The organism is Flavobacterium sp. CF108 (genome assembly GCF_900129795.1).
Lineage (GTDB): Bacteria > Bacteroidota > Bacteroidia > Flavobacteriales > Flavobacteriaceae > Flavobacterium.
Genome location: NZ_FQWW01000001.1, coordinates 520,210 through 532,781, shown reverse-complemented (window position 1 = coordinate 532,781; position 12,572 = coordinate 520,210). Strand labels below are relative to the sequence as shown.

Here is a 12,572-nt window from a genome sequence, read left to right as displayed (position 1 = left end):
TAAAACCATGAATGGTAACTTTAAAAGAAATCTGCTAATCAGTTCATTAGTTTCATTATTAGTGATTACTATTAGTTCTGTTGCTTCGTTTATCAGCATCAAAAGTTTGTTGTACAGTAATTTTTTGGTAAACCACACTCAGGATGTTATTTACAATTTAAATGAAGGTTCGGCCATTATTACGGAAGCCCAAACGAGTATGCGCGGTTATTTATTAACCGGAGATGAGCAGTTTGTTGACCGATTTAATGAATCTGAAGCCAAATCAAATACTTACTTTGATAAACTGGAAGAGCTTACTGCAGACAATCCTCCACAGCAAAAATTATTAACCGAGTTAGCATCTAAACGTTCCGGGTTCTTTAAATACCTGAATAATCAAATCGTAAAAAAGCGTTTAAACAAGGAAACACTGACCTTCGACTTAAATGAAGGCAGGATAATGATGAGTGATATTCGAGCGGTTATCAAAAAGATAGAAGGTACAGAACAAAAATTGCTGGAAGAACGAAATGCAAGTTCAAAACGTTATGGAAATTATAGTTTGATTTTAATTATAGTCGCTTTTTTTATCGCTTTTATTATTTCGATTGTTTTTTTTACGAGAATTCTAAAAGATTACAACGAACGCTCTGCCTTGCAAAAAGAACTGGAGAAAAAAGACATTGAAACAGCACAAAGGATTGAAGCAATCAGCAACATTGCGACCAATATTTCAAAAGGAAACTACGATATTCGTGTAGACGATACAAAAGCAGATGCACTTGGAAGTGTAGGAGAATCATTGAACACAATGGGAATTTCCCTTAAAAGCTCATTCGATCTTCTTTCTCAAAAAGAATGGCTTCAAACCGGAGTTGCAGAATTAAATAACGCTATGCTGGGCGAAAAATCGATGCAGAAACTCTCTAAAGATGTTATTGAGTTTTTATGCCAATATACCAACAGCAGCGCCGGAGTTTTGTATGTTATTGAAGAAAACGAATTAGTATCTTCTGGAGGATATAGCTATATACCGAGTAAAAGCCGCGAACGCATTCGAAAAGGCGAAGGTTTGATTGGTCAGGCCATTTCATCTGGAAAAATATTAGAATTAAAAGCATTATCTGCAGATAATATTCAAATTAATTATGCTTTAGGACAAGTGAAGCCTACGCATATTGTGGCAGTTCCGCTGAAGGATAACAAAATTGAAGGTGCGGTTGAATTGGCAAGTATTTACGGTTTTTCGGAACTGCATTTAGAGTTTTTACGAACTGTTGCCAATAACATTGGAATTGCCTTAAAATCAACTCAAAATAGAAAAAGAGTATTAGAACTGCTCGAAGAAACAAAATCACAATCTGAAGAGCTTCAGGTACAGCATAGCGAACTGGAAGCTATTAATGCCGAATTAGAAGCACAGACTGAAAAACTACAGGCTTCTGAAGAAGAATTGCGCGTACAGCAGGAAGAATTGGAACAAACCAATGAAGAACTTTCGGAAAGAAGTGTTTTATTGGAAGAAAAAAACAATGAAATTCAAAAGAAATCTGAAGCTTTAGAATTAACAACCCGTTACAAATCAGAGTTTTTGGCTAATATGTCGCACGAATTAAGAACGCCTCTTAATTCAATTTTGCTTTTAAGCCGTTTATTATCAGAGAATAATAACAAAAGCATGAACAATGAAGAAATTGAGTTTGCCAAAGTTATTCAGAGTTCAGGAAACAGTTTATTAGGTTTAATTGATGAAATTCTGGATTTATCTAAAATCGAAGCCGGTAAAATGGAATTAGAATTTTTAGATATTTCAACCAAAGAAATCACAGACACACTATGGAATCTCTTTAATCTTGTAGCCAAAGAAAAAGGAATTGAATTTGAAATTATTTCGAAAGAAGCGCCAATTGTTATCAAAACAGATAAAATGCGTTTAGAACAAATTCTAAAAAACCTGATTTCGAATGCTATTAAATTTACAGAAAAAGGAAAAGTAACCCTTGAAATCAAAATCAATACAGACGATGACAAAATTATCTGCTTCATTGTAAAAGATACCGGAATAGGAATTCCGTTAGAAAAACAGCCGTTAGTTTTTGAAGCATTCCAGCAGGCAGATGGTTCAACAAAACGTAAATATGGCGGAACTGGTTTAGGATTATCCATCAGCAGGGAATTGGCAAAATTACTTAGAGGTGAAATCATCCTGCATAGCAGAGTTAATGAAGGAAGCAGCTTTACATTATGCCTTCCGGTTTATGGTTCTGCTCCTTATAAAACGAATGTGGAGAAAATACCACCAACAGCATTTGTAGATCTGGAACCTGAAAAAGAAGAAGGAACGCCTGCAAAAAAATATATCAGCTCAACTATTCCAGATGAAATAGATGACGATAGAAACGCAATAATAGAAGGAGATAAGGTAATTTTAATAGTTGAAGACGATATCAATTTTGCAAAATCGCTTTTGGCTTTTTCACGAAACAAAGGTTATAAAGGAATTGTTGCCGTAAGAGGCGATCATGCCTTAAACTTTACTTTGCTGTATAAACCCGCTGGTGTTTTATTAGATATTGAACTTCCGGTAAAAAGCGGCTGGGAAGTTCTGGAAGAATTAAAAAATCATGCCGAAACCAAACATATTCCCGTTCATATTATGTCATCACATAAATTGAAACAGGAAAGTTTATTAAAAGGTGCAGTAGACTTTTTAGATAAACCGGTAGCATTTGATAAAATTCCGGATGTGTTTTTAAGAATTGAACACATTATTAATAAAGAAGCGCAAAAGGTTTTAATTATCGAAGATAACCCGAAACACGCCAAAGCATTGTCTTATTTCTTGGAAACGTATAATATCAATTCGGAGATAAAAAGCGAAGTTTCGGATGGAATTCAGGCTTTAAATAAAACAGAAGTTGACTGTGTAATTCTCGATATGGGAATTCCGGATAAACAAGCGTATCAAATTCTGGATGGTATTAAGAAAAATCCGGGCTTAGAGAAACTTCCGGTAATTGTCTTTACAGGAAAAAGTTTATCACTAAAAGAAGAAGTAAAAATCAAGAAATACGCTGATTCTATTATTGTAAAAACGGCTCATTCGTACCAAAGAATGTTAGATGAGGTTTCGCTGTTCCTTCATTTAGTGGAAGATAAAAAAGAAGGAAAAGACAAAAAAGAAGGAAAAGACAAAAAAGAAGGACATAAAAAGCTAAATTTACTAAATAACATTCTGCACGATAAAAAAGTACTGATTGTTGATGATGATGTTCGTAATATTTACTCGCTTACAAAAGCATTAGAAGTATTTAAAATGACCATCATAACGGCTTTTGATGGAAATGATGCCATTAAAGTTCTAAGCGAAAATCCAGATACCGACGTCGTTTTATTAGACATGATGATGCCGCATATGGACGGTTACGAAACAGCCGAAAAAATACGCGCCAATCCGAAGTTCTTAAATTTACCTGTAATTGCCGTAACCGCAAAAGCAATGACAGGCGACAGGGAAAAATGCATAAAAGCCGGAGCATCAGATTATATTACAAAACCAGTAGATGTTGACCAGTTACTATCGTTATTGCGAGTTTGGCTATACGATAAAGTTTAATAGTAAAGAAAAGTTATGCCACAGATTTCACAGATTAAAAGGATTTAAAAATTGAGATAATACTGTGATTAAAAAAATCCCTTTAATCTGTGAAATCTGTGGCAAAAAAAATATAAAGCAATATGAGTAAAAAACGACTTTTAATTGTAGATGACGATCCCAGAAACATTTTCGCATTAACACATACCTTACGTGTTAAGTCATACGATTGTTTGTCTTGTACCAGTGCCGAAGATGCAATAAAGTTATTGAAATCTAATGAAAAGATTGACGGTGTTTTGCTGGATATGATGATGCCCGAAATGGATGGTTATGAAGCCATTCCGTTAATAAAAGCCATTCCGTCAAGAAAATCGACTTTCGTAATTGCAGTTACTGCACAAGCCATGACAGGCGACAAAGAAAAATGTTTAGAGGCCGGGGCAGATGATTATATCTCAAAACCAGTAGATGTTGATAAGTTACTGCTTGTTTTAAGCAAAATTTGAATGGGGTAGATTATGATTGAAGATATTGAATTAGAAACACTTATCAACGAAGTTTATGAATACTACGGTTTTGATTTTGGAAGTTATTCAAGAGCATCACTAAAAAGACGCGTATACAGAGTGTATCAATTAGGCGGATTTGAGCATTTTCACGAATTTCTTTCAAAAGTTCGTTCTGATCCTGAATATTACAAAAAAATGGTCGACGAAATTACAGTCAATGTTACAGAAATGTTTCGTGATCCGGCATTTTACAACATTTTAAGAAACGAAATTTTGCCATTATTAGGCACAAAACCTTTTATCAGATTATGGCATGCCGGCTGTTCTACAGGCGAAGAAGTCTATTCGATGGCTATAATGCTAAAAGAAGCAGGTTTACTGCATAAATCCCTTATTTATGCCACAGACATTAATGCTACGGTTTTAGAAACAGCCAAAAAAGGAATTTTCCCGCTCAGAATGATGAAAGAATATTCACAAAACTATCGTGATGCAGGCGGGCAGGAAGACTTTTCGAATTATTATACCGCCAATTACGGCATTGCAAAATTCAACGAAGAACTGTCTCAAAAAATGGTATATTCACAACACAATTTGGTTTCAGACACTTCATTCAATGAATTTGATATTATTTTATGCCGTAATGTTTTGATTTATTTTGATAGCGAACTTCAAAAAAGAGTCATTAATTTATTTGATGAAAGTTTAGCCGTTTTAGGTTTTCTGGCCTTAGGCACAAAAGAAACAATAAAATATTCTATTTCTCCTGGAAAATACAAACAATTTGAAAAAGAGAAAATATGGAGGAAAATAAAATAATATCAAACTGCAGATTAGTCATAATAGGAGGATCGGCAGGGAGTTTAAATGCTTTAATGCAAATTTTACCCGAATTAACGGCACTGCATAATTATGCAATCGTAATTGTCGTACATCGCAAAAGTACAGACGATCAAACGTTGGAAGAATTAATCACTTTAAAATCAAGCGTTCCGGTAAAACCTATAGAAGATAAAACCATTTTGATACCCGGTTTTCTATATATTGCGCCGTCTAATTATCATTTATTATTCGAAAAAGACGATACACTGGCATTAGATACCTCAGAAAAAATCAATTACAGCCGTCCAAGCATCGACGTTTCTTTTGAATCGGCTGCAGAAATCTACGGAAGTTCTTTGGTGGGAATTCTATTTTCAGGTTCTAATACAGACGGGACCTCAGGATTACAAGCTATTCAGGATGCCGGAGGGAAAATTGTAGTACAAAATCCGTTATCGGCAGATATGCCATTTATGCCCAATAACGCTATACTATTTACAACACCAGATTATGTTTTAAACAATGAAGAAATATTAGCATTACTCAATTCAATAAACCGTTGATTACTTTTTAGGAGCTTCGTCTTCCGGAAGAATAACTTTGTTAAGTTCTGCTTCTTTTTCGGCACGTCTTTGTGCAGCTTTTCCTTTTCCAATAGGTATTCCGGCAGTAAAATACAAAGATCTGTTATATACATTGGGTCCATCACCTTTCATAACAGGAACCAAACCATAATAATATTGAATTGTGATATTTAATCCGTTGCCCACATTCATGTGATATCCTGTTCCAAAAGCAACTCCGGCATCAATAACACGAATTTGGTCTCTGATTTTTTTCTTGTAAACCACATCATTATCATTAATCTCATTTTTAAACTGATCAAAAGCCGAAGCCAAAAGCCCAAACTGAGGCCCGGTTTTAAGATAAATTCGATTTTTAAACTGATACTTAATCAAAATAGGCACATTAAAATATCGAATCTCACGATCAACAGTTCCGCCTGCAAAAGTATTATCCAGATTTTCATCTTCTAAAGAATAAACAGGAATTTGCCTTGCACCCATAGGAGATTTTACAATCACCCCCGTATTAATCATCCACGCCGGATTTTGCTTTGATTTTATATCAAAATAAAAACCAAGATTAAAACCGGGGTTTACCCCAGAACTTTCCAAATTAGAAATATCTGAAAGGTTGATACCGCCTTCTAAACCAAACTCTAAAAAAGGAGAATTCAGTTTATCGCCAAAAATCAAAGAAATCAAAACCTGAGATTTTACCTGATTAATGCTGCATATTGTAATGAGCAATACTAAAATTTTTTTCATAAAGCAGCTTTATAATCCAAAACGATATTGTAAACCAGCCAAAGCCTGTGTACGGCTTCCTAAAAAGCCTGCTTCAAGTCTAAACATAATATGCTTATTATATTGAAACTGCGTTCCCACAATAAAATTCCACATATCCTTTGGTCTTTTTTGCAGTGAATACTGAATCGTAGATTGATCTGCAGTACTCAAAGCTCCATCTAAAGTGGTTAAAAAAGTACCAGCTCTTTCTAAAGCACGATTTGCAGTATTATGTTTTGCAATGTTACCAGGATTAGCTTGTTGTGCAGGAGTTAAACCATCCCACCAAGTGTCGACTTTTGTTTGGTTTTCAGATACTTTTGCCAAACCATTATCTACTTTTCCCTGCGCAGTACTCAAATCGAAAATATCCGATAAAGCAAGGTTTCCATTCGTACCGCCATTAATATGGACCCTAAAACCGCCAACCCAAACCGCAATATTTCGTTCCGGTTTATGAAGCTTAAAAGTTTTACCTAATCGTGGACCAAAAACATAAGAAAACGCAGGTTTATCCAGCGCACTTATGTCCGTCCAGGCCATGTTCATATCTAATGCCAGCCAACCGCCGCCAATACCAATTGTAGGTGTCATACCAAAACCAAAAGTAGTAGCATCAAAATTGGCAGATGTTCCAAACGATGCCACTTCAGACCAATTGTTGTCAGCATCAGGAACCCAGATTCCGGCATTTATTTTTGTTGTTGTATTGGCTTTACCAAAAATTCCATAAATATTTAAAAAAGGAAGCAGCCAAATATCCGGTCGTATGGTCAATGCACCAGCCTCGACAGAAGATTTTTCGAAGCGTACTATTTCATCAAGATTGTAAAGCGGTCCGTTATTAAAACCAACTTCTAAATTGCTTATTACAATCTCAGAATCCTGCCAAAAGTAGTTGACAGATAATCCCGCAGAATACGGTAAATTATATCCTTTTTGAGCCACTTTTTCTCCCCAAATGGGCAGAGCGTATGGATATTTTTCTACTTTAAGACTGTCTTTTAATTCCTGGTTTTTTTCTCCTACGATTTTATCGGTATAAACCTGACCGAAAAATGGAACACTAAATAATAAAAAAAGGGCTGATATTAGTTTTTTACATTTCATTGAATAGAGTGTTAATTGATTAAAATAAAACTGCTTAAATAAATATGTACTAAATGTATTCTTAGGGGAATTTCGGCTTATCTTTTGTTTTTAGAGGTGTATAAAATAAAGGTATTGAAGGGGATAATAGGTAATAATATGGGTTAATTAGTGTTAAAGTTAACTAAAATTTCTTTTAAGAAGCACTATTTTTTAATAAAAACGCTTAAAAATCAATCTATTATGAGTTTTTTAGGGACAGATAGAATAGCGAACAGAATAATGTATTATTTTTACAGTCATGAAATGGATAGCAATTGTAATGTCAATTTATTTGATGGCACTTTCAAATATGCCCTGTGCAGATATGGAAGTGAACAGCGCTATGCATAAAACAGCCCAGTTTTCATCAGAAGAAAATCATTTGCACGATAAAGACAATGATTTATGTTCTCCATTTTGTGCCTGCAACTGCTGCGGCGCACAAGTTTTAAGTTACCAGATAGCTGCAAACTTTGAATTTCCTTCAGCTTACACAAAAATTTCAATCCCTTTACCCAATTACAATTCTGTATTTACTTCTAATTTTTACGGAAGTATTTGGCAGCCCCCTCAAATAGCATAATGATGTCCTCCCGATAGCTATCGGGATCGGGCTAGAGAACTGTGGACTTTCCACAAATGTATCAGACAAACTTTTGTCTAAATTCTCATGTCATTATATATTTCAAATGCTAGATAAAATCATTCAGTTTAGTATACGAAACAAATTCGTTATACTATTATTTACCCTCGTTTTAATAGCGTGGGGAAGCTATTCGCTTAAACAATTGCCGCTTGATGCCTTGCCGGATGTTACCAATAATCAGGTTCAGATTATTACCACAGCACCCACTTTGGCAAGTCAGGAAGTCGAGCAGTTAATAACCTATCCGTTAGAACAAGCCGTAAAAACCGTTCCGGATATTATAGAACTCCGCAGTATTTCCCGTTTCGGTTTATCTGTCGTAACCGTTGTTTTTGAAGACAATGTCGATATTTACTGGGCACGCGAACAAATATTTCAACGCTTAAAACAAGCCGAAGAAAACATTCCCGCTTATGCAGGTTCACCGGAACTAGCGCCAATTACAACAGGTCTTGGAGAAATTTACCAATATGATGTTTACGCCAAAAAAGGCTACGAAAACAAATACGATGCCGTAAAACTAAGAACCATTCAGGATTGGATTATTATTCCGCAATTGCAGGGAATCAAAGGCGTTGCCGATGTAAGCACCTGGGGCGGAAAACTAAAACAATACGAAATCGCCGTAAACCCAAATACACTAAACAGTCTGGGCGTAACCATTACCGAAATTTTTGATGCTTTAGAAAAAAACAATCAAAATACCGGAGGCGCTTATATTGAAAAAGATCAATATGCGTATTTCATTCGCGGTGTAGGAATGGCAAAAGGCGTAAAAGACCTTGGAAATGTCGTAGTTAAAAACAGAAACGGCTCTCCCGTTCTCGTGCGCGATGTAGCGCAGGTTCGCGAAGGCGTTGCATTGCGTTACGGCGCCTCTACAAAAGACGGAAAAGGAGAAATAGTTTCGGGTTTAGTTTTAATGCTGAAAGGCGAAAACTCCAGCGCAGTAGTAAACCGAATTCATGAAAGAATGACTCAGATTAATAAAAGCCTGCCCGAAGGTGTCGTTGCAGAAGCTTTTATTGACAGAGGAAAACTCGTAGATAATGCCATTGGCACTGTTACTAAAAATTTATTAGAAGGAGCTTTAATTGTCATTTTTGTACTGATTCTATTTTTAGGAAATCTTCGTGCCGGATTGATCGTTGCATCTGTAATTCCGCTGGCGATGTTATTTGCCATTATTTTAATGAATGCCTTTGGCGTAAGCGGAAACCTGATGAGTTTAGGCGCCATAGATTTCGGAATTATTGTCGATGGTGCTGTTATTATTGTAGAAGCTTCGATGCATCATCTGCAGAAACTCAAACGCAAAAAAGAACTTTCGCAGGAAGAAATGGATGTTGAAATCTACAATTCGGCTTCAAAAATCAGGAATAGTGCCGCTTTTGGAGAAATCATTATTCTAATCGTGTATTTACCAATTCTTGCCTTAATAGGAACCGAAGGAAAAATGTTTAAACCAATGGCCATGACGGTTGGTTTTGCCGTAATTGGTGCGTTTATACTTTCGTTGACTTATGTGCCAATGATGAGTGCTTTATTTCTTTCGAAGAAAAGCGAACACAAAGAAAACTTCAGCGACAGAATGATGCTTTGGTTTGAAAATTTATATATACCGTTTTTGAATAAAGCCCTTCAATTTAAAAAAGTAGTTTTAGGGATTTCTCTCGGACTATTTGCTTTAGGATTGATTGTCTTTAATAATATGGGAGGAGAATTTATCCCAACCATTGAAGAAGGCGATTTAGCTATTAATGCTTCAATTATGACGGGAAGTTCGCTTACGCAGATGGTGGAAACTACAACCAAATACGAACAGATTTTAAAAGCAAAATTCCCGGAAATCAAAACCATTGTAACCAAAATAGGTAGCGGTGAAATCCCAACCGATCCGATGCCTATTGAAAGCGGCGATTTGATTATTGTTTTAAAAGACAAAAAAGAATGGAAAGGCAAATACCATAATTGGGAAGAACTGGCAAATGCGATGAAAGAAGAAATGGAAGTAATTCCGGGCGCTAACATAGAAATTTCACAGCCCATTCAAATGCGTTTTAACGAATTAATGACCGGAAGCCGAAGCGATATTGCTATCAAAATTTTTGGAGATGATTTGGAAATCTTAGATTCAAAAGCTTCTGAATTGATTTCGAAAATAAAAAGCATTGAAGGAATTGGCGACTTAAAAGCGGATAAAGTAATCGGATTACCTCAAATTACAATAAAATACGATTACAATAAAATCGCCTTATACGGATTGAATATTTCAGATATCAATCAAATCATTCGTTCATCGTTTGCCGGAGAAAGTGCCGGAAAAATCTACGAAGAAAGCAAACGTTTTGATGTTGTAGTAAGAATGGATCAGGATAATCGCACCGATATTACCGATGTAAGCAATTTGTTTATTCCGTTACCAAACGGACAACAAGTACCGCTTTCGCAAGTGGCAAGTGTAGATTACGAACAAGGCCCGGTGCAGGTTACGCGCGAAGATGGAAAACGAAGAATTACCGTTGGCTTAAACGTTCGAGGCAGAGATATAAAAACCGTTGTAGAAGAAATTCAGCAGAAACTCGACAAAGATTTCAAGCTTCCTGTGGGTTATTATGTAACATATGGCGGACAATTTGAAAATTTAATTGAAGCGACAAAACGACTTTCGGTTGCCTTACCAATCGCTTTAGGTTTGATTTTGATCTTGCTGTATTTTACGTTCAAGAGCTATAAACAGGCACTTTTAATCTTTACTGCCATTCCGTTATCTGCTATTGGCGGTGTATTTGCGCTTTCGCTGAGAGGAATGCCGTTTAGTATTTCGGCCGGAATTGGTTTCATCGCCTTATTCGGAATTGCGGTTTTGAACGGAATTGTTCTGATTTCGTATTTTAATCAATTAAAATCAGAAGGAATTCTGGATCCGCTGCAAAGAGTTATAATTGGAACCAAAACCAGATTACGTCCCGTTTTAATGACCGCAGCCGTAGCTTCTTTAGGATTTTTACCAATGGCTTTGTCCACAAGCGGCGGGGCAGAAGTACAAAAACCTTTAGCAACCGTAGTTATTGGCGGCTTAATCTCTGCAACTTTATTAACCTTAATCGTTTTACCGATTTTGTATTTAATACTGGAGAGATTTAACCGCAAAGTAAAATGATTTTTCAAGCAGATTCGGCAGATTTTAGCAAATCAAGCAGATTTAATTTAAAAAAGACAAATAATAATCTGCGCATATCTGCTTAAATCTTTTAAAATCTGCGTGAAACAAAAAATTAAAGAAAATGAAAAAGTTACTATATAATTTTAAAAAAATAACCTTTGCGAACTTCGCGCATCCTTTGCGAACTTTGCGGTTAAGCACGCTGCTATTAGCAAGTACTGCTATTTCAGCACAACAATCTATCAGCCTTGAAAAAGCAATAGAACTTGCCAAATCAAACAACATCGACTTAAAAATCGCCGATAAAGAAATCGAAAAACAAACCCTTTTAAAGAAAACCGCTTTTCAACCCGATCCATTGCAAGTGCAATACCAAGGGGGCCAGTTCAACAGCGTTGATTTCGATCACAATGTTTCGATACAGCAATTCTTTCCGTTAGGAAATGTCACAAAAGCAAACAGACAATTGCAGGAAGAACTGGCAAAATTAGCCGAAAAACGAAAAGCTTTATCCTCTTACGAGCTGGAAAAAGCTGTGACTTTGGCCTATTATCAATACTTATACGGAATTTCAATTCAAAAGTTAAACTCGGAACTAAACGAGATTTATACCAAATTCCTAAAGAACGCCGAACTCCGCTTTAAAACCGGAGAAAGTGGTAATATTGAAGTAATCAGTGCTAAAGCCAAAGTAAAAGAAATCGAAACCCAAAAGGAACAATTGAATTATGATTTGGCTATTTACCAAAAACAGCTTCAGTTTTTTGTGCAGACGAATGAAAATATAATTCCAGATGAAACGACTTCGTTAAAGTATTCCTTTATAGATAATAAGGATTCTAAAGCTGAAACATTATTGACAGATTTTTACCAACAGCAGATTTCGGTTTACCAAAAAGAAGCGGGAACATTTAAAGCTAACCGAACACCAAAATTAGGTTTAGGTTATTTTGCACAAACCATTAATACCGAATCCTTGTTTCAGGGTTTCACAGCCGGATTGCAGATTCCGATTTTTGGAGGCGTAAATACGGCAAAAGCAAAAGCTGCAGAAATAAGTATTTCACAGTCACAATTGGCATTCGATAAAAACAAAATTATCCTGAACCTGCAAAAAGAAGAATTACAGAACAACTTTCAAAAACAGCAGAAGAATTTAGATTATTATCAAAATGAAGGTTTGCAATACGCCAACCAGATTATTGATACAGCGCAAAAAAGTTATGCAAACGGCGATATGAGTTATTGGTCGTACATTAGTTTTTTAAATCAGGCAATCGATATTAAAAAACAGCTTGCAGAAGCCACGCACAGTTTTAATCAAAGTGCTATTGAACTTCAATTTCCAACCATCAAAAACAATTAA

The 12,572-nt window shown here is 35.7% G+C and carries 9 protein-coding genes; 7 read left to right on the top strand and 2 right to left on the bottom strand.

Annotated features, from left to right (window positions below):
- The first annotated feature begins 7 nt into the window (after positions 1 to 7).
- The 4 genes from BUE10_RS02345 to BUE10_RS02330 all read left to right on the top strand — a co-directional run bounded on the left by BUE10_RS02345 (position 8) and on the right by BUE10_RS02330 (position 5,474).
- Positions 8 to 3,598: a response regulator gene (locus tag BUE10_RS02345; protein ID WP_073481919.1), complete on the top strand. Its 3,591-nt coding sequence runs from the start codon at positions 8 to 10 to the stop codon at positions 3,596 to 3,598.
- A gap of 122 nt (positions 3,599 to 3,720) precedes the next feature.
- The gene (locus tag BUE10_RS02340) at positions 3,721 to 4,086 is read left to right on the top strand and encodes a response regulator (protein WP_073481916.1); all 366 of its coding nucleotides are present in this window, start codon (positions 3,721 to 3,723) and stop codon (positions 4,084 to 4,086) included.
- Between the two features lie 12 nt (positions 4,087 to 4,098).
- Positions 4,099 to 4,908 (top strand): CheR family methyltransferase, encoded by an 810-nt coding sequence (locus BUE10_RS02335; RefSeq protein WP_073481913.1) that lies wholly within the window; start codon positions 4,099 to 4,101, stop codon positions 4,906 to 4,908.
- Positions 4,890 to 5,474: a chemotaxis protein CheB gene (locus BUE10_RS02330; RefSeq protein ID WP_073481911.1), complete on the top strand. Its 585-nt coding sequence runs from the start codon at positions 4,890 to 4,892 to the stop codon at positions 5,472 to 5,474. Before BUE10_RS02335 ends, BUE10_RS02330 begins: the two co-directional genes overlap by 19 nt.
- Here BUE10_RS02330 and BUE10_RS02325 read toward each other — a convergent pair whose 3' ends face one another.
- Both BUE10_RS02325 and BUE10_RS02320 read right to left on the bottom strand, forming a co-directional pair.
- On the bottom strand, positions 5,475 to 6,242 hold the full coding sequence (locus tag BUE10_RS02325; RefSeq protein WP_073481908.1) for a porin family protein: 768 nt from the start codon (positions 6,240 to 6,242) through the stop codon (positions 5,475 to 5,477).
- Positions 6,243 to 6,251: 9 nt separating this feature from the next.
- Positions 6,252 to 7,373 carry a hypothetical protein gene (locus BUE10_RS02320; RefSeq protein WP_073481905.1) on the bottom strand — a complete coding sequence of 374 codons (1,122 nt, stop codon included), beginning with the start codon at positions 7,371 to 7,373 and terminating at the stop codon, positions 6,252 to 6,254.
- Between the two features lie 280 nt (positions 7,374 to 7,653).
- Between BUE10_RS02320 and BUE10_RS02315 the strand changes: the two genes are divergently transcribed.
- The 3 genes from BUE10_RS02315 to BUE10_RS02305 all read left to right on the top strand — a co-directional run bounded on the left by BUE10_RS02315 (position 7,654) and on the right by BUE10_RS02305 (position 12,572).
- Positions 7,654 to 7,977 (top strand): DUF6660 family protein, encoded by a 324-nt coding sequence (locus tag BUE10_RS02315; RefSeq protein ID WP_234984699.1) that lies wholly within the window; start codon positions 7,654 to 7,656, stop codon positions 7,975 to 7,977.
- A 106-nt stretch (positions 7,978 to 8,083) separates the two neighbouring features.
- A complete protein-coding gene (locus BUE10_RS02310; RefSeq protein WP_073481902.1) occupies positions 8,084 to 11,203 on the top strand; it encodes an efflux RND transporter permease subunit in 3,120 nt (1,039 codons plus the stop codon).
- 124 nt (positions 11,204 to 11,327) lie between these two features.
- A complete protein-coding gene (locus tag BUE10_RS02305; protein WP_073481899.1) occupies positions 11,328 to 12,572 on the top strand; it encodes a TolC family protein in 1,245 nt (414 codons plus the stop codon).